At 66.8% G+C, this 18,025-nt stretch carries 16 protein-coding genes; 4 read left to right on the top strand and 12 right to left on the bottom strand.

Annotated elements, in window-relative coordinates; genetic code table 11:
• Window positions 1-24 precede the first annotated feature (24 nt).
• The 7 genes from ACQHII_RS10565 to ACQHII_RS10535 all read right to left on the bottom strand — a co-directional run bounded on the left by ACQHII_RS10565 (window position 25) and on the right by ACQHII_RS10535 (window position 6,331).
• Complete coding sequence (locus ACQHII_RS10565) at window positions 25-1,077, bottom strand: serine hydrolase domain-containing protein (protein ID WP_427919044.1); 1,053 nt, start codon at window positions 1,075-1,077, stop codon at window positions 25-27.
• Window positions 1,078-1,164: 87 nt separating this feature from the next.
• Window positions 1,165-2,262, bottom strand: coding sequence for a glycosyltransferase family 4 protein (locus ACQHII_RS10560; protein ID WP_427919043.1), 1,098 nt, complete (start codon window positions 2,260-2,262; stop codon window positions 1,165-1,167).
• Window positions 2,259-2,795 carry a dCTP deaminase gene (locus ACQHII_RS10555; protein ID WP_427919042.1) on the bottom strand — a complete coding sequence of 179 codons (537 nt, stop codon included), beginning with the start codon at window positions 2,793-2,795 and terminating at the stop codon, window positions 2,259-2,261. The genes ACQHII_RS10560 and ACQHII_RS10555 overlap by 4 nt, the downstream gene beginning before the upstream one ends.
• On the bottom strand, window positions 2,792-3,331 hold the full coding sequence (gene dcd / locus ACQHII_RS10550; RefSeq protein ID WP_427919041.1) for a dCTP deaminase: 540 nt from the start codon (window positions 3,329-3,331) through the stop codon (window positions 2,792-2,794). The genes ACQHII_RS10555 and dcd overlap by 4 nt, the downstream gene beginning before the upstream one ends.
• Window positions 3,328-4,554 carry a bifunctional metallophosphatase/5'-nucleotidase gene (locus ACQHII_RS10545; RefSeq protein WP_427919040.1) on the bottom strand — a complete coding sequence of 409 codons (1,227 nt, stop codon included), beginning with the start codon at window positions 4,552-4,554 and terminating at the stop codon, window positions 3,328-3,330. Before ACQHII_RS10545 ends, dcd begins: the two co-directional genes overlap by 4 nt.
• Complete coding sequence (locus ACQHII_RS10540) at window positions 4,551-5,834, bottom strand: UDP-N-acetylglucosamine 1-carboxyvinyltransferase (protein ID WP_427925281.1); 1,284 nt, start codon at window positions 5,832-5,834, stop codon at window positions 4,551-4,553. The genes ACQHII_RS10545 and ACQHII_RS10540 overlap by 4 nt, the downstream gene beginning before the upstream one ends.
• Before the next feature lie 41 nt (window positions 5,835-5,875).
• The gene (locus tag ACQHII_RS10535; protein WP_427919039.1) at window positions 5,876-6,331 is read right to left on the bottom strand and encodes an ATP-binding protein; all 456 of its coding nucleotides are present in this window, start codon (window positions 6,329-6,331) and stop codon (window positions 5,876-5,878) included.
• A 175-nt stretch (window positions 6,332-6,506) separates the two neighbouring features.
• On the opposite strand from ACQHII_RS10535, the gene ACQHII_RS10530 reads away from it, so the two are divergent.
• Together ACQHII_RS10530 and ACQHII_RS10525 are read left to right on the top strand one after the other, a co-directional pair.
• Window positions 6,507-7,778: a helix-turn-helix domain-containing protein gene (locus tag ACQHII_RS10530; RefSeq protein WP_427919038.1), complete on the top strand. Its 1,272-nt coding sequence runs from the start codon at window positions 6,507-6,509 to the stop codon at window positions 7,776-7,778.
• A complete protein-coding gene (locus ACQHII_RS10525; protein WP_427919037.1) occupies window positions 7,775-8,329 on the top strand; it encodes a flavoprotein in 555 nt (184 codons plus the stop codon). The genes ACQHII_RS10530 and ACQHII_RS10525 overlap by 4 nt, the downstream gene beginning before the upstream one ends.
• Before the next feature lie 30 nt (window positions 8,330-8,359).
• Here ACQHII_RS10525 and ACQHII_RS10520 read toward each other — a convergent pair whose 3' ends face one another.
• Complete coding sequence (locus tag ACQHII_RS10520; RefSeq protein ID WP_427919036.1) at window positions 8,360-8,872, bottom strand: DUF6879 family protein; 513 nt, start codon at window positions 8,870-8,872, stop codon at window positions 8,360-8,362.
• A 233-nt stretch (window positions 8,873-9,105) separates the two neighbouring features.
• Complete coding sequence (locus ACQHII_RS10515) at window positions 9,106-10,710, bottom strand: AAA family ATPase (RefSeq protein ID WP_427919035.1); 1,605 nt, start codon at window positions 10,708-10,710, stop codon at window positions 9,106-9,108.
• 637 nt (window positions 10,711-11,347) lie between these two features.
• Between ACQHII_RS10515 and ACQHII_RS10510 the strand changes: the two genes are divergently transcribed.
• Window positions 11,348-11,671 (top strand): hypothetical protein, encoded by a 324-nt coding sequence (locus ACQHII_RS10510; protein WP_427919034.1) that lies wholly within the window; start codon window positions 11,348-11,350, stop codon window positions 11,669-11,671.
• A gap of 60 nt (window positions 11,672-11,731) precedes the next feature.
• On the opposite strand, the gene ACQHII_RS10505 is transcribed toward ACQHII_RS10510, so the two are convergent.
• Together ACQHII_RS10505 and ACQHII_RS10500 are read right to left on the bottom strand one after the other, a co-directional pair.
• Window positions 11,732-13,441: a relaxase/mobilization nuclease domain-containing protein gene (locus tag ACQHII_RS10505; RefSeq protein ID WP_427919033.1), complete on the bottom strand. Its 1,710-nt coding sequence runs from the start codon at window positions 13,439-13,441 to the stop codon at window positions 11,732-11,734.
• Window positions 13,438-13,929, bottom strand: coding sequence for a mobilization protein (locus ACQHII_RS10500; RefSeq protein WP_427919032.1), 492 nt, complete (start codon window positions 13,927-13,929; stop codon window positions 13,438-13,440). The genes ACQHII_RS10505 and ACQHII_RS10500 overlap by 4 nt, the downstream gene beginning before the upstream one ends.
• Before the next feature lie 738 nt (window positions 13,930-14,667).
• On the opposite strand from ACQHII_RS10500, the gene ltrA reads away from it, so the two are divergent.
• A complete protein-coding gene (ltrA, locus tag ACQHII_RS10495; protein ID WP_427919031.1) occupies window positions 14,668-16,464 on the top strand; it encodes a group II intron reverse transcriptase/maturase in 1,797 nt (598 codons plus the stop codon).
• A 175-nt stretch (window positions 16,465-16,639) separates the two neighbouring features.
• Here ltrA and ACQHII_RS10490 read toward each other — a convergent pair whose 3' ends face one another.
• Window positions 16,640-17,965, bottom strand: coding sequence for a hypothetical protein (locus ACQHII_RS10490; RefSeq protein WP_427919030.1), 1,326 nt, complete (start codon window positions 17,963-17,965; stop codon window positions 16,640-16,642).
• Between the last annotated feature and the right edge of the window lie 60 nt (window positions 17,966-18,025).

Raw genomic sequence — 18,025 nt, 5'->3', positions numbered from 1 at the left:
AGGAGCTCCATTAACGGGCCCGGCTCAGGTGAAGACGTGTGAGCGGAATGCATTCCGCACCTGTGTGAGTGGCTCGCGGTCACGGGTGAAGTAGAGCTTGTTGGTGAGTAGAGCCGCCCAACGGTCCTTGTCAGGAGAGATCCACATGCCCGTGCCCGTGAAGCCGTAGTGGACCCAGGCGTCGTCGGTCTTGGGTGTGGTGCCCGGGGCCGGGTGCCAGAACAGGCCACGGGGCGGGGTGAGTTCGCCTGTGTGGAGCCGCAGGGATTCCTTGACCCAGTCGGGCCCGAATCCGGGTGACTGGCTCACTCGGGCCGGGGCCAAGAGGTAGCGCAAGAACGCGGCAAGGTCGTCGAGGACGGAGAACGCGCCCGCGATGCCGCACACTCCGCCCAGCAAGCGCGCGGAGAAGTCGTGTGCCGACCCCTTGAGATGGGTTTTCGTGTTGTCGTCGAGTTCGGTTGGTGCACAGCGGGCAGTGACACCAGCCGGCAACGGTCCGAAGCGGGTCTGCGTCATGCCAAGGGGTTGCCACACGCGGTCGGCTGCGAGTGCGTCGAGGCTCTGGCCGGAGAGGTGTTCGGCGAGGTAGCCCAGGATGAGGGCGGCGCGGTCGGTGTACTCCACGGCCTCGCCGGGTGGCCGGTGCAGGGCTTCGCGCAGGACGCCGTCGCGGACGTCCTGGGGATCGGTGCCGTAGAGGTTCCTGAGGTTGGCCCGGAGGGGGGCGCCGGCGGTGTGGGTGAGCAGGTGACGTGCGGTCACCTGCCCCAGTGGGCGTCCGCTCACCTCGGACCAGAAGTCGCCCAACGGTGTGTCGAGTTGGAGCTTTCCGTCCTCGACGAGACAGCCGATGGTCGACCACACAGCGAGGATCTTGGTGAGGCTGGCGACATCGAAGACGGTGTCGTGCCGCATCGGTTCGCCCGGCTGATCGGGATCCAGGACGCCTGCGGTGCCGCTGGCCAGGATCCCGAGGCTGTTGCCCATCGCCCAGACAGCACCGGGGTAGACCCTGTCGCGGACCCCGTCGTGGAGGAGCTGGTGGATGCGGTCAGTGTCGAGGTCGAGCGCCATGGTCTCCCGATCGATCGTGGGCCGTGTGATGTCCCGTGGGTCAGCGTAGTGAGGCGCTGGTACGGATCTGACTGCGGCGCGGGCAAGTCAGATGAGCTGTTTGCCCAGGTCGGTGAGGGCGGCTGCAGTAGCGGTGAGGGGATAGCGAGCCGCGTTCGCGCGGCCTGCGGCCTGGAGTGCCGGGAGCAGGCCAGGTGTGGTGCGGAGCCGGGTGAGGTCATGAGCGAGGACCGTCGGGTTGGTGAAGTCGGTGCTGTGGCCACTCGCGGCAAGGACGTCGCTCAGTCCGGGGACGGGCTGGTAGATGACCGGCAGTCCGCAGGCTTGGGCTTCGAGGGCGACGAGCCCCATGGCCTCGAGCGTGGTCGACGGCATGACTAGGGCGTCGTGGTCGGCGAAGGTGTTCCACAGTTGCGGGCGGTTCAGCCAGCCGAGATATCGGACGTGGACCTTGAGCAGACGCAGGAGCGGGGTCAAGGTGCGGAACTGGTGGGGCGGTGCGGCGATGCTCAGTTCGGCTGCCTCGATCGCGGGCAATGCGCGCAGGAGGGTCTCCATGCCCTTCTCGCAGGTGAGGCGACCGGCGTAGAGCAGGCGTAAATGTCCGGCTGGACGCCTCCCGGGACGCGGTGGCGGGTCGGTGAGCAGGTGGTCGGGGATGCCCCACGGGATGTTCGTGATCTTCCGGCGATTGGTGGTCGGTACGAGCTTCAGCAGTCGATCGGCCATGGCGCCGGTGGGGACGACGATGGCGTCGGCGGCGCGGGTGCTCTCTCGCAGGACTCGGAGTTGGTCGTTTCGGGCTTCGGCGAAGAGCAGGTCGGTGCCGTGGACGAGCGCGATGCGTGGCCGGGTGGGCAGCGCGCGGATCAGGGCCGGTGTGCCGCCGAAGGTGAGGTGCTGGAGGTGAAGCACATCGATGTCCGCCGGGTCGATGAGCTGGGACAAAGCCCTGCGCAGCGCGTTGACGTACAGGGCGAACGGCGGCCCGGACAGGCACTTGCCCGGCACGTCCATCAACTCCAGTCCCGCAGGCAGACGTGGTGGACGAGGCCGCGGGGCGAGCATGAAAGCGCGGGCAGGGAGGAGAGGGTTCTCGCCGGTATAGAGGTCGAGGAAGAGCTCGACACTTCCGCCGGCGCTGCCGAAGGGCAGGTCGAGGGCGGTCGCGAGAAGCGCGCTCATGTCGTACCTCCGGCGAGTTCTTCGTAGAGGCGGGAGATGTCGATGCCTGCGGTCGCGGTGTATTTGAGGCCGTGCAGTTGGTAGCTGGCCGGGGTGCCGAGGCAGTGGAGAAAGACGAGCTTGCCGAAGGTCATCCGGGGATGGACCCGGACGGGTCTGGCGGCGCGGATCTCCAAGGTCCAGTGGATGGCGTGGCCTTGGTGACCGAGTGGGGCGGAGACATGGACCCAGATGCCGAGCGCGCCGATGGTGCGGTCGCCGTTGAGGAACTGGGCGTACGTCTCTGATCCGGTTCGTTCGTGGGTGACGCCGAGGTAGAGCACCCCGGGCTGCAGGACCAGCCCGGATGCGGGGATGGTGGTCTCGACGTACGGGGTTGGAGTCGCGGCGTCCAGGTCGGTGTCGCAGATGCGCAGGGTGTCGCCGAGGCGCCAGTCGTAGGCGTTGGGGGAGAGGCGAGCCGAGTCGTACGGCTCGATGGTGATCTCGCCCGAGGCTCGGGCGGCGGCGATGCCGGGTCCGGTGAGGATCACAAGGCCACCGCCCGAAGTTTTGTCACGTCGCGCCAGTAGCGGGAGGGCTGCGGACCGTCTGCCGCCTGGTATTTGCCGCGGTACAGGGCGATCGGGCCGATGGAGGCGAAGAACATGATCTGTCCGATCCTCATGCCCGCGTAGACGCGCAAGGGGCGGATCGGTGTGAGCATCAGGGTCCACTGGCCGTGGAAGCCGATGTCTCCGATGGGGGCGGTGATCTCGACGAACAGGCCGAGTCTCCCAACCGAGGAACGGCCGAACAGAAGCGGGACGAGAGTGTCGGAGCCGACCTTTTCGAGGGTGTGACCTAGGTACAACTCGCCGGGCTGGAGGACGTATCCGTCCGGGCCGATCGTGAACTCACGGGTGGGGTTGGGCTGATGGGCGTCCAGGACGTCGGCGGTGTAGGTGAGCAGAGTGGGGCCGAGGCGGACGTTGTAGCTGTTCGGGTTGACCTGGTCGGGGGCGAAGGGGGTGATGCGAAGGCGCCCGTCCTGGGCGGCGGCGGTGATCTCGGGGCCCGTGAGAATCATCGAGTGCCTCCCTGGGCCGGCGCGGTGAGGACGTGCTTGACGGCTTGGCTGAGCAGCAGCCCTGCGGCGTGGGTGCGGCCGGCGAGGCAGGTGCTGGCGATGTAGTCGGTGGTCAATACGCTGGTGATGCCGTCCGGCAGGGGATCCGGTGCGGTCACGAGTGGGCCGGCCTGTTCGGTGAGATGAGCCAGCAGGCCATCAAGGTTCTTGCGGAAGTCCTCCGGGATGTTCGCGTGGACCAGTTGGTTGTCGAAGGGCTCGATGGCGAGCAGGTCGCCCAGAGTGAGGGTGCCGCCGAGCGGAACGGGACGCAGCACCGTTTCGTTGAGGATGACCGCGTCGATGCCGAGTCCCGTGCGCAGGCGTGCTGCGAGGTCGACGAGCAGGCCGTGGCGATCGGGAGTCCGGTGCCGATATGCCTCGGTCACGGGGCCCAGGACGGCGGTCAGTTGCTGCCTGAGTCCGCCGATCTTTGCTTCCAGCGGCGCTAGTTCGGCCGGGACACGGGCCGGAGCCCGGTCCGGGAAGCGAGTGGTGCCGGCGCCCCAGCCTTGTCCGACGCGTGTGGCGATGGCGTACCCGTCGGCGAGTTCGCGGCCCTTGACGATGAGGGTGTCGCCGACGCGGACAGGGCCGTACTGGTCGCTGTGGCAGTGCCCGGCGAAGATCACGTCGAGGAAGGGGCAGGCGGCTGCCAGCTTGAGGTCCTCGTCGAAGCCGGAGTGGCTGAGCAGGATCCAGTCGTCGACCTCGTGGTGGTGGGTGAGCATCACCTCGCGCAGGGCTTGGACGGGTTCGGTCACGCGGTGATCGGCTCGATGCTCGGCAGGGATGGCGTTGAACGCCTGCTGCCCGATCACGGCTGTGATCGCGACCTGTCGTCCTGCGATGCGGGTGGTGTGCAGGCGACGGAAGAGCGCTTGGCCGGTGGCGTCGACGGCGTTGGCGCAGACGGTGAGTCGGTGCAGGTCGGGTTCGAAGTGGTGGGTCCAGCCGTGGTTGCCGGGCGCGAGTACGTCGTAGAGCTTGAGCAGGATGTCGCGTTCGACGGTGCCGTGGGCGAGGCGGTAGTAGCCGCTGCCCTCGAAGAAGTCTCCGCAGTCCACGATGAGTGACGTGGGGCGGAGCGCATGGAGATGGGTCGGGAAGGGGGCGGTGTTGTCGAAGGAGGAGTGCACGTCCGTGGTGGCCACGATCTGCCGCACGGTGCGATGACGGGTCATGGGGTGACCTCGCAGATGTCGGCACCGAGGGCGCGCAGTTTGCCGGGAAGGTCGGCGTGACCGCGGCGGAGCTGGTCGAGGCCGCCGACGGTGGTGACGCCTTGGGCGGTGAGGCCGGCGACCATGAGAGCGGAGCCGGTACGGATGTCGGTGGCCTCCACGCCTGTCCCAGTGAGCTGTTGGGGTCCGGTCAGGCGGCACTCGGTGGGGGAGAGCTCCTCGAAGTCGGCTCCGAGGCGGGCAAGTTGGGGCAGCAGGTTGCTGTGGCGGCCGGGGTTTATGGCGTCGGCGAACAGGTGGGTGCCGGGAAGGCTGAGGGCGAGTGCCATCAGGGGTGGTTCGAAGTCGGCGTCCAGCCCGCCGGGGCTGAGGGACGCGATGGCCCGCAGACCACGACTCGTCGGTCGCGCGTCTCGGGCACGGACGGAGAGAATGCCGGCGTCGGCGCCGGCCGGGATGCCCAGCCGTCGGAGGGCAGCGATGAGCGGGTTTACGTCCCTGCCGTGCACGCCCTGGATGCGGGCTGTACCGCGGGTTGCAGCGATCGCGCACGCCAGTGTGCCTGCCTCGATCTTGTCGCCGGGAACTTCCCAGGCGATGCCGTCGATCAGGCCCGAGGACGGTGGCGTGAGGGTGAGGAGGCGCTCGCTCGTCCGGGTCTCCCAGCCCACCGTCTCCAGGGCGTCGAGCACGCACAAGATCTCCGGAGAGAGGTTGGGCGAGCCCAGCCGCAACGGGCGGCTGGTCGTGACTGCCCGGAGTACGGCGGCCGCGGTCGCCCCGCGCGAACGGAACGGCAACACCAGCGAGACGGTGCCGGTGCGCGACGTGACAGCTTCGACCCGGTAGCCGGAGTCGTCGACTGCTGTGCGGTCGCCGAACGCCTCGTACACCGTGAAGTGCAGTTCCATCCCGCGTGCGCCGATTCGACAGCCTCCCGGCCACGGCAGCCGGGCCTCCCCGTGGCGGGCGAGTAGGGCGGGCACCAGGTAGTAGGACGCACGGATGTGGGCGGCTTGGCGAAGCTCGGTGTGCGTACGTCGGCTCTGGGTCGGCAGGATCACCGCAGCGGTCGGCTCGCCTACAGGCTGCGCTACGTGCCAACCTGCCTGATGCAGCAGCGCGAGCATGATCTGCACGTCTGTGTTGGCCGGGACGTTGGTCAGCCGCACCGGGCGACCGAGCGCTGCCGCGGCGGCCAGCAACGGCAGGGCGGCGTTCTTGGAGCCGTCGACGGTGACGGTGCCGGCGAGCGGAGGTCCGGGGCTTACAGCGATCACCTCTGCGGCCCGGGTCGGGGTGGAGGCGGTGGTTGTCACGGTCAACTCCTCTGCAAGGGAAGGGAGATGGCGTCTTTCTGGTCCGAGCCGGTGGACAGGTCGATCTCGGCCCAGCACCGCTTGCCCGTCGGCGTCGGCGTCGGCGTCGGCGTCGGCTCGGCGCCGTACCGGTCGGCCAGAGCTGCGACGAGGAACAGACCGCGGCCGTTCTCGCTGCACTCGTCCGGAAAACTGAGCTGGGGCAGCGCGGGGCTGGAGTCGCGGACCTCGACGCGCAGGACGGCTTCTACGAGCCGCACGGTCATCGAGATCTGGCCGGGGCCGGCGTGGCGGACCGCGTTGGTGACCAGCTCGCTGATCAGCAGCTCGACGGTGTGCATCAGCTCGTCGTCCAGCTCCGCCTCCCAGCCTGTTATCGCGGTCATCGCCTGGTGCCGGGCGTCGGTGACCGCGGTTGGTGTGGTGGGTACGGACAAGGTGAGCTGGTGCGCTGCCATGAGCGGCCTCCCGGGGTTGGTGCGGCCACATCACGCAACCAGCCCGTGGCGGTGGGTGGTTAGCTCAGGTGCCGGCGCTGCATCGGTTATGCAGGAGCTGCATGACGATGAAGTGCGGCTGATCTACGCTCGGTTGGGCAGGCAGGATCGGCGACGGCGGAAGGGGCCGTGGCAGATGCCCGAAGGACATGGCGAAGCGAGACGGATCGGCGAAGTGATCCGTCAGGCACGGGCGTTACAGCGGCGCTCGCAGAAGGACGTCGCCGCTGTGCTGGGCTACCACCAGTCCAAGGTGAGCCGCCTGGAGAGCGGACGCGGCACGGAGGACATCCGCGTCCTGCGGGCTGTTGCTCAGGAACTCAAGATTCCGCCCCAGCAGTTGGGTCTTGCTGCGGCCCCTGATCCCTCTACCGCTGACCCCGAAACCGAAGACATGCACCGCCGTACTTTCCTTGCCGCGAGCATCGCCGCACTCGCGACCCCGGCCGCTTCGGCCGCCGCCCACGACGCCCTCGTACAATCGCTCCTGCCGGGCCTGTACCCGGCGAGCACCGGCGCCCCCTTGGCCACGGCAGTCCTCCGCGAGCAGGTCGGCGCGGCCCGCAGGCTCTTCTACACGTGCGACTACACGGAACTCGAACGCACCCTGCCCGGGCTGATCGCCAACCTGCGGCTCGCCTCCAGCGGCGCGACGGACAGCGACACGTTGTCCGCGCTTCTGGCTACCGCGTACCAGACCTCGACCAGCCTGCTGCTCAAACAGCACGACCAGGGAAACGCCTGGCTGGCGGTCGGCCGCGCGATGGCCGAGGCCGAACGCTCCGGCGACCCAGTGGTTCTCGCCTCCAGTGTCCGCGTGCAGGCCCACGTCCTGGCCCGCGAGAAGCACACCGCCCAGGCCGTCACCCTCGTCCGGCACACGGCCGACCAACTCGTCGGCTCCTACGACCGTCGCTCCCCCAAATACCTTGCCGCAGTCGGGCTGCTGTTGCTGCGCGGGGTGACCGCGGCCAGCGGCGGAGGCGACCGCGCGGCAACCGAGGAGTTTCTCGCCGAGGCCAAAGAAGTGGCCCGGTACGTCTCCCTCGACCGTCCCGACGCCTGGGCCAACTTCAGCCCCACCAACGTCGCCCTCCACGAGCTCAGCTCCCTGGTGGCTTTCGGCGACGCGGGCCTCGCCCTGCAAGCGGCCCGGCCCCTCATGCGCCGGCACATCCCCGTCCCCGAACGCCGAGCGGCCCTGTGGGTGGAAACGGCCCGCGCCTACAGCCAGCAGGGCCGCCTCTCCGACGGCTACCAGGCACTGCGGATCGCCGAGACCTGCGCCGCCCAGGACGTCCGCCGCCCCGCCGTGCGCGACCTGGTCGCCGACATGGCCTCCCGCGACCGCCGTCGTACGCTGCCCGAACTGCACCACTTCAGCCGCCAACTGGGAGTCCCCGCGTGACCGAGCCGAACGCCCCGGACAAGAAGCCCTTCCTGTACGTCGTCGTGTGCGCGTGCGGAATCGCCAGCGACGTCGGCAAGCTGATCACCGCAGCGCAGGAACGGCATTGGGACGTCGGTGTCGTCGCCACCCCACAGGGCCTGGGCTTCCTCGACACCGAGGCGATCGAGACCCAGACCGGCTATCCGATCCGCTCCGCTTGGCGCACGCCCGGCGAGGCCCGGCCTCTGCCACCCGCGGATGCGATCGCCGTTGCGCCGGCCACGTTCAACACGGTCAACAAATGGGCAGCGGGCATCTCCGACACCCTCGCGCTGGGCATCCTGTGCGAGGCGTACGGCATGGGCATCCCCACCGCCGTTCTGCCGTACCTGAATGCGGCACAGGCCGCCCACCCCGCGTACGAGCAGAGCCTGGCACGGCTGCGGGGGATGGGAGTGCTGGTCGGTTCGTACGAACCGCACAAGCCCAAAGCGGGAGGCGGTGCCGACCGCTTTCAATGGGAGGAGGCGTTGGACCTCTTGGCCCCTGAGCCGTCGGCACGGATGTGATCGGTGGCGCCGCAGGTGTCGTTGGTGCTGTCAGGCCAACTGGAACTCTGCGTGAGGTGTTGCCCGCGCCCATACGGCCTCAAAGGCCGACTCGCAGAGCTTGGCGACCGCAGGGTCGTCGGTGAGTTCCACCTGCATGTTTTCGCCTTCGCCGTCGAAGTGGTTGACGAGGACGAGGTTGGAGTCGAAGAGCCAGAAGTCGTTGCCCGGGAGCGCGAGGTCGGTGGCGTTTCGCCGGGAGAGCCAGCGGACATCTTCGCCGGCGGCGATGTTGAGTCCGTCTGTCACGTCGTACTCGAAGCGGATGTACTCGCTGACGGGAGTCGAGACGACGCGGGCCCGGCGGACCTCGACGCTTCGCGAGGTCGCCTCCGTGACGATGGCGTGCCAGTCTCCCCAGCGCTCGGCCGGGTCGAGCGTGATGCCGGCCTTCCAGTCGATGAAGGCCGGGTCCGACTTCATGTAGGCGTCGCGCAGCTCCAGATGGACAGCCGTCCGCTGGCAGTCGCGGAACAGCTCCTCAAACGTCGGGGTCCTCGTCAACCTTCTTCACCTCCAGGGAAAACTGCACCATGTGCCCGGGGATCGCGATCACTGACTCGTGGCCACTGGCGAGCCCAGATCGCGCAGCGATGAGTTTCCTGAACCGCGCTGGTCCATACCCCGGACACCTACAGACGGAAGGCTGGGCGTTGAGGAAACTGATCTGTGGGCGGACGGCTGCATCGCCGCGGCCAGCGATGATATCGGCTGGAGCGGACCACTTTATCGTCGGATCAGAGTGGACTTACTTGACGCGGGGGAAGGTAATCCCTAAGGGCGTCTTCGAGTTTGGTTCCGAGATTTTCCAATCCTGCTCCGGGCGAGACGTTTGTGCCAGCAAGGGCGGTGATGATCAGGTCAACATACCTTTTCATCTCCATTCCTGCAGTGCGCGCGGCAATAGGAAGCAGTTGCTTTCCTGGGATGATGCTCAGGACTTCGCTCGCGCTTCCATTAGGGAGCACGGATTCGACGTACTGCTTCTCTGCTTCGAGTAGATCTTTCGGCGAGAAGTTCCACTTAGTGTGGTCGAAAATTCTAGGCATGTCGGCTACCAGTGCAGCGAGGTCGGCTTGCTGCCTACCAGCTTGTGCGACTATTCCAGCCAAGCTGGGTTCGACCCTAGCTTTCCATCTTTGAATTACGATCTTATGTCTCTGGCCAACATCGACGGAGGCGGTAAGAGATTTCAAGTATTCGGCTTCGTTAAAAGTTGCACCTGTATGGAGGCATAGCGCCTCAACCACGCTGGGTAGGCAAAATAGACTCTCCACTTCGTGTGTTCCTAGAACGCGAATTCCGCTTGGCACGCCATCAATAAAGGCGTTGGGATGATAGTCTCGATCAATTATCCCGACCGCTTCCAAGGCGTTGGCGATTTGGCTCTTCTGTAGTGCTTCACAGCAACGCAGGACCATCTGGCAGGAGCCAACCGGGCGGATTACCGTATCCCGCCCGTTGAACCAGGAACTGTACAGGCGGTCGTCATATCCAGACGTCTCCCCTTCGCAGAAGACTACCCGCGAAGCATAGAAAGACAAGGAGGCCGAACCGAGCAGCGCTTCAGCAACATCTCTGGGAATTGACGAGTCCACATCGATTACGCGGAGGCCATCGGTGGGGCTGGCCAGGATATAACGCGCATTGTATCTCGACAGTGCGAATGTGAGGTCGTGCGTTACATAGACGAAGCGAATATCTGGCCGTGCGGCTTCAAGGGCGTTCCAAAGCCTTACCGCTAGCATGGAATGGAAATGCGTTTCCGGTTCATCCACAACAAGAATGCCGGAATCAGAGCTGAAGACTCGCGCTGCGAGAAATAGGGCCGCCTTCTCGCCATCGCTCATATGATTTCCTGAGTATTCTACGGAGTCCCCGCTGGTCGTGCTGACAATCATTGGCCTCCAGTCGCGCCAAATTAGCTTTCGACCAGGGAAGACCTCTTTCCATGTGTCCTCGACTTGTGTAAGCGGCGTATCGGGCGGGAATGCGACATTGGGGCCGTTCTCGCGAGACTTCTGCATAAAATCGATGGCGACCATGGATTGCTGGGCAAGCAACTGCGACAGCATGGAATCAAATTCTGATGTCAGCTCCCAGGGTTGGGATCGCGCTTGCTGTCTTTGTGAGTTGAAGTTATTCTGGGCAGCATTTACGCCCATCGCCTGTAGTTCGGGGGCGACTCGCGTATTACGCAGGGCATTGATGAACTCGATCGAGGAATTCGCCTGCAGGTTCCGGGTTTGGCGCGTCTTTCCGCTGCCATTTGGTCCCAGGATAACAATCGGATCTGATCCCTCGATCTGTGTACCACCAGGCAGTGTGATCGTGCTGTTCATACCGTCTTCTCCCGATCATTTATTTCTGGGTGATTTAATGTGGATGCTTAAAATGATTCGGTCCGCACCTGTGAAGCGATTTCCAAGAGAATTTCACTTTCGGCAGTGGTCAGAAACTGGTTGACGTCCTTGAAATACCGCTGCTCGGCAGGGTCGTGGGTAGAGCGCCGTGCCCGTCGGTGGTGAGGTGGTGTTTTGAGTCTGCATGGCTCCGGTCGACCAGCGACTGACCCGCATGAGTTCCCCCTTTCGGGACCGGACATGGGAGGAGTTGATCACGCAGCGTGATCAGTTCAGCCTGATGGGGAGCGGCCAACGGCCGTGTAGCAGAAACGCAGCTCTCGCTTAGATGGCAGCGACTTCAGCCGCTCCCGCAGCTCATCCGACACGACTCACGGCGACATCCCCCACGTCGATCCGAACGCTCAACTCCTGCGCTGGACACGGTAACCAGGAGCGATCCACCATATTGTGTTAGCTGGTGTTTAGGGGGTGATATGTGTCTTCACGGCAAGACCGTCGTCAGATTCGGCACCCTCGCTGTCCTACGACTTGCGGGCAGTTCGACCACCAGCGCCTCTCTCATCGACCCGGCGACCTCCGAGACTGCACCGTCCGAGAACGCCTCGGTGCCAGCGTGGCTGTCTTCGGTTGCACTGACAGCGCCACGACTCCGTCGAAGGGCGTCGGGCAGATCTTCGACGCGATGGTCTCCTGCCCCACGTACCAGGTGGCCTCAGGCAGCACCGTCATCGACATGAGTACGCAGAAGACGGCCGCGCCTGATCTGGGGGACGAGCAGTGGAGGCAACCGCTCCCTTACTCCGCCGACGGGCAACGCGCCGTCGTCAAGCCGACGGCGATCCGTACAGGCAACGTGGTGGTGATTGTCTCCGGCTCGCCGGGACTTGTGGACGCCAACCTGGAGAAGGCGATTGCCAAGGTCCAGGTCGCCTACTGACTACTCGGCTTGCCGGCGTCCTCTACCTCTTTGGCAGAGGACGCCGGCGTATGTGCTGAATCACCGTGTCTGGCGGGGCCGGTTGTCCCGACTCGGGGCGGGCGACACCGGGAGCCCGCTTGCCTTGGCCGCACTGGTGAGGTGATTGGCCATCGTGGTGGCATCGGCGGGCAGGTCGGACATGCGGCGTAGCCGCCACACCAGCACGTCGCTGATCGAGTCGGCGGTGCCCAACTCCCGTCGTCCGGCAGCTTCCGCCAGCAGCCTGGCCGGGTTGTGGCCGGCGGTCTCGGCGTCGGTGAGGGTGGCTGCCAGGGCGTGCCAGCCCGGCTCCACCAGGATCTGCTCGGCCAGCTCGGGCACGGCCGCCCGTAGATGGGCGGCCTGCTTCTGGCGCAGGGGCTGGGGCAGGCGCAGACCTCGCTGGTACAGCACGCTCAACGGGGCGTCGGCGGCGGCACGGTAGGCGGTGCGGAGGTGCTCGGCGGCCCGGCGGGCTGCGGCGGCTTGCTGGGCGTGTTCCTTCTTGGCGTGCCAGTGGGCGGCGGCGGTGACGAGGAAGATCAGCATGTCGATCGCCATCGCGGTGGTAGCGCCGTATTCTCCGCGGCCGAGCGCCGGCCCGCTGTAGACGAGATCGCGGGCGGCCTGGCGCAGGGCACGGTCGCGCCCGTGTTCGGCTTTTACGTGGGAGCGGGTGGCTCGCTCGAATACGGCGGCGGCCTGACGCAGTTCGGTGCGGGTGTGGGCGGCGGACGTCTTGGCGAGCGCGTCCAAGACCTCCCCGGCCGCCGCGATGTGCGCGGCCACCTGTCCGTCCTCACCGTTGTCGATGACCAGCACGGCCTGCCACGCTGCAGCGGCTGTCCGCCGGCGCGCGGAGGCTTGACTGCTCGTCACCGGACCGGTGGCAGTGTCGGCGCTCTGCCCTGGGTTGTCACCGGACCAGCGTTTGCGGATGCGCGGCAGAGACAGGTCGGGGGCGAGTGTGGAGCCCGCGTAGTACACGGGTTCCTTGTCGCCGTTGCGGTTGTCCGGGAGCGCGACCTTGTAGCCAAGCGGGTCGCCGGAGGGCGCGGCGCGCTTGCGGATCAGCAGACCGGCGGCAGCCAGCCGGTCGAAGAACTCCTCCTCGCTCGTGGCTCCTGCCACTGCCCGCCGTACGGTCTCCCGCAGTTCGTCGCGTGCCGGTTGCTGCCTGCCCTCGCGTTCGGCCTTGTGGCGTTCGGCGCTGGTGGTGCGCTTGGCGGCCGTGCCGTCACCGGGCGCGACCTGGTGCAGACTCAACTCCCTTTCGATGAGGCGGCATTCGGCCTGGGCACGCTTGCCTGAGCGGTGGTGGTCGGGGCGGCGGCCGTCTTCGCGGACGAGGGTGGCGATGATGTGGATGTGGTCGTCGGCGTGACGGACGGCGGCCCAGCGGCAGCCGGTGCCGTCGTCGGGGTCGATGCCGGTGGCGGCGACCATGCGGCGGGCGATGTCGCCCCACTGCTCGTCGCTGAGGATCGGGTCGTCGGGCGCGGCACGCACCGAGCAGTGCCAGACGTGCTCGTCGGGACGCTGGTCCACGTCGAGGAGGGCCAGGGGCTGGTCGAGGAGGTGCTGGAGGTCCTCCCTCGTCACCGAGGGGTCGCGGCCGGGGTCGGGGGCCATGCCGTCGAAGGAAGCGACCAGGTGTGGGTCGATGTGTTCCTCGTGGGTGCCCTTGCCGTAGAGGTAGTTGAGGAGCCCGAGGGTCTTGCTGCCCTGCCGGTGGATCCGGGGGATCAAGCCGCCTGCTCCTCCTGCCGGTTGGTGACTCTGTCGGCCGCCCGTTGGACGGCCTGCGCGGCGGCTTGCAGATCGGCGAGGGCGGCGGCGAAGTGGGGTGCGTCGGCCCCGGAGTTGAGAGCCTTGGTGGCTTGGTTGACGTTGCTGCCGGCCCAGCCGAGCTGTCGGCGTACGCCGAACAGGGCGGTGAGGATGTCCCGTTCGGTGGCGATGGCGGCTGCGGTGCGGGACCGGTCGCGGGCGGCGGCCAGGGCGGAGTGGGCGAGGAATCCGGCCACGCTCATGCCGACGTGGTCGGCGCCGGACTGGATGATGGAGAGTTCCTGTTCGTTGAGGCGGACGCTGTGGGCGGGGCGCTGCTTCTTGTCGCGCAGGCGCGATTTTCCCTTCCTGGCCTTGCCGTTGAGGCTGGCCGTTCCTGGCTGCGGTCCGCCCTCGGTCGCAGCCTTCCCGTCTGGCGCCGCCTGGTGCCGGACGGGCCCCGTCACCCCTGGGGCGGGGTCGGGTTCGGGCGCTCCCCCTGCGGGGGAGTGTCCGAACCTCCAACTTGCTGTGCGACGTGAGGTCGCATTTTCCGAAGTGAGGTGGATTTCGTGGAGAGGTTCCGACAAAGGAATTTCCTCCGAATCAGTGTCTGGATTCATCCCCGCGCTCACATGCGTCGCTGGTAACGGCGGGGTGTGAAGCTGAGCTTTCAAGCCCAAGGGTGTCTCGGCCATCGAGAGACCACAGGCGAGGGGAAGGCTGGACGGGCGAACACGTGTGAACCCCTGGTTGATGCCTCGGTATATGGAACCCCCGCGGATGGCTTGCTCTCAGTGGGGCAGGGCCCGGCGCTGCAAGGCGCCAGCGGCTTCCGGTGCAAGCAACACCGGAAGTGAGACACCGCCGGCCACGGGGTAAAGGGGGCGCCCACCCCAGTCGCATCTTCGAAATGCGGAACACGGAAACCCTGACGGGGTCCGGAAGCAGTTCCGGTAAGCCGACCGCAAGGAAGGCCCAAGTCCCCGGCAGGAACAGGATGGTCCAAGAAGCCAAGGCCGGTAGGCCGAAAGGCCAGGGGAAAACCGGGCGGCGGCCCTCTCCGCCCGCTGCCCGCCATAACCCGCCGGATACGGGCCCGTGTGGCCCGGCCTGAAAGGGCGCCCACGTGGACCAGGTGAGCCTTTGGAGCACCAAGGCAAGGCAACCGGAACCGACGGACAAGTTAGATACCGGAGGCGGACATGAGCACCATCAGGGCGGCTGCAGCCACCCGCCCGCCCGAGGGGAACGGACCCGAGGGCGGGGCCTCCGACTGGCACGGGATCCACTGGGCCAGATGTGAGCGCGACGTACGGCGGCTGAGGCAGCGGATCTTCAAGGCGACGCAGGACGGGGACCTGAAGAAGGTCCGCAATTTGCAGAAGCTCATGCTGAGAAGCCACAGCAACACGCTGGTGAGCGTGAAGCGGGTGACCCAGCAGAGCCAGGGCCGCAAGACGGCGGGCATCGACGGAGAAACAGCCCTCACCCCAGCGGCGAGGGGGCGATTGGTGACACAGTGCCATCGATCGCCATCCCCGTGGAGAGCCCGGCCGGTCAGGCGGGTCTACATCCCCAAGGCCAACGGCAAGCAGCGCCCACTCGGGATCCCGGTCATCCGTGACCGGGTGCTCCAGGCACGCGTGAAGAACGCGCTGGAACCGGAGTGGGAGGCGCGGTTCGAGTCGCGATCCTATGGATTTCGCCCCGGCCGCAGCTGCCAGGATGCCATCGCTTCCATCTTGCAGACGGCGCGCGGCTCGCGAGCGAGGCGTCGTTGGGCGTTGGATGCGGATCTGGAAGGGGCCTTCGACCGCATCAGTCACGATCATCTGACGGCCATGCTCGGCCAGTTCCCCGCCAGGGACCTTGTCCGGGGCTGGCTGCGGGCGGGCGTGATGGATGCCGGGAGATGGGCGCCGAGCGTGGAGGGCACTCCACAAGGCGGCGTCATCAGCCCTTTGCTGCTGAACATTGCGCTGCACGGGATGGAACAGGCAGCGGGATTCCGCGCCGACGGGTATCGAACGCGTGCTCACCACGCGTCCGCCGGTGTGCCCGTACTGGTCCGCTATGCCGACGACTTCGTGGTGCTCTGCCACGACGAGGAGGAGGCATACCGGGTCAAGGAGGAACTGAGTGTCTGGCTGGCGCCGCGAGGTCTGCGCTTCAACGAGGCGAAGACGAAGGTCGTCCACCTCGACGAGGGGTTCGACTTCCTGGGTTTTACGATCCAGCGGCACGGTGACAAGCTGAACATCAGGCCGAGTAAGGCGGCTTGCAACGCATTGCGGAAACGACTGCGGACGGATATGCGGGCCCTGCGGGGTGCGCCTGCCCAAGCGGTCATCGCGAAGTTCAACCCGCTGGTGAGGGGTTGGACGGCGTACTACCGCAGTGCGGCGTCGCATCAGGTGTTCTGCTCGATGGACGCTTATATGTTCAAGCTGCTCTACAAGTGGGTGAAACGCGGTCACGAGAACCGTTCGGGACTGTGGATCAAACGCCACTATTTCGGCAGGTTCAACAAGACCAGGCGCGACAACTGGGTGTTCGGCGACCATGCGAGTGGCGCCTACGTCCAGAAGTTCGCCTGGACACGCCATGTAATGCATCACCCCGTCAAAGGCGCGGCATCCCCGGATGATCCGGCCTTGACGGATTACTGGCAGAAGCGTCGCCGCAGCACAGCGCCACCGCCGATGGACAAGACGAGTCTGGTCCTGGCGGCCCGGCAGAAGGGCCTGTGCCCTCTCTGCGGGCGGGCGTTGATCGAGGGAGCGGAATACGAGCCGGACAATCTGCGGGAATGGATTGACTGGTTCGCTGCGATGAAGAAGATGCTGAACAAGCATCACTTCGTCTACCGCAGCAGCGGCGGCACGGATAGACGGACCAACCTCCGCCTCGTTCATGCCGATTGTCACCGTTCGTATCATGCAAACGACGGAAATCGGGACGTAAGTTACCGTCCAGCAGAGCCCTTGCGGCTTGCTTGAGCCGGATGCGGTGAAAGTCGCACGTCCGGTTCTGAGGGGGCCGGGGACCAGAGATGGGCCCCGGCTACCCGACCCCGATGGGGCTGAGGTGGTCATCTCCTCTTGGCTGGTGGGGAGTTCGTGGTTCGAGTCGGGCATTGAGCGGTCTTCCTTGGGTGCTGTGGTGGGAGCGGTTTCAGCGGGGATGGCCGGCGCGCGCGGCCTTCAGCTCGGCCTTGACGGTGCGGACGACTTCTCCGGCCGTGTCGCTGGCGATGCTGTAGCCGTCCTTGCGCACGGTGTCCTCCAGCAGGTCGCGGGAGAGACGTCCGGTCTCGTCGAGCATGCGATGGGCGTATTCGGCGAGGACGTCATGTGTCGCGCGTGGCCTGGGGACCGAGGGGTCCGGCTTCGCCCGCGCGGTCTTGCCCGGATCGGCATCCGGTGACTTCTTGCCCGGAAGCGGCTCCGTGCTTGTCGTGGTGCGGGCGGACTGGCGGGGGCGGGTTTCGGGCTCGCGGCGGGCGCCCGGGTCGGTGGCGTCATCGCCCGGGTCGCTCTCGGGCGGGCGGCTCGCGTTTTTTGCCCGCCTCGTTGCCGTGGCGTGAGGGCGGGCGGTTGCTGAACCGCCCGTCGCGCCCACGGGCGGGCCGGGCCAACGGGCGGGAAGTGGGACGGAGGCCAGGCTGAGGGCTTGTTGGCGGGTGGCGAGCTTGCGGAGCAGCAGCTCGTCCTGGCGCTCGTCGCGGTCGACGTCAGCCTGTTCCAAGGCTTGGTGCAGGCGGTGGGTGAGGCGCCGGCCTCTCCGGTTGGTGCGCTGCTCGGGTGTCATTGTCTCTGCCCGGAGGATGAGGGTGACGGCCTGGTCGAGGGCGCGTTCGCGGATGATCCGGGCGGCGTCCGCATCCCGGTCGGCGATGCCGAAGCGGGCCAGCAGTCGTTCGCGTGCTTGTCGGGCGAGGACTGCGGTCAGGCTGCGGGAGTCGGCGTCCGGGGTGCGGTGGCGCAGCTCGATGCCCATGGCCAGGTGCCACAGCAGGGCCGCCAGGACCGGGCCGACGAAGGCCCGCACGGTTCCGCCCACCAGCCCGGACTCGGCGTAGGCGGGCACGATCTGCACGCCGGTGATCACCCAGGTGAGGGTGCCGGGCAGACCGGGTGCCTGTTTCGGGCCGTTGAGGTTCGCCCGGGCGAGCAGGGCGGTGGAGAACAGGGCGAGTTCGGCGGCGGCGAACATCGCCGCCCGTTCGATGCTGCTGCCCATGTCGAGGTAGTCCGCGGCGAACCGCCAACTGGTGTCCGCGCTGTAAGCGGTGCAGCCGATCGCGGCGATGGCGGCGACCGGGATCGCGACGCTGCTACGGCGTTGCCCAGCGCGCGGCTTCCGTCGGCGCCGCCGTAGGAACCATGCGACGGACAGGGCGACGGCGACCAGGATCGCGACGGCCACAGCCGCAGGGATCCAGCCCGGCAAGGCGGGTATGCCGTTGGCGCTGATGAGTGCGGTGGTGCCAGGGGTCATGCAGAGGCTCTCCAGAGGCCCACGCGAGCGAGGGCAGGCTTCTTGCGTGGGTGGTGTGAG

It is taken from the genome of Streptomyces sp. cg40, from assembly GCF_050320165.1.
Classification (GTDB): Bacteria; Actinomycetota; Actinomycetes; order Streptomycetales; family Streptomycetaceae; genus Streptomyces; species Streptomyces hokutonensis.
Note: the sequence above shows the minus strand (reverse complement) of the source record. Positions and strands in the feature narration are given on the sequence as shown.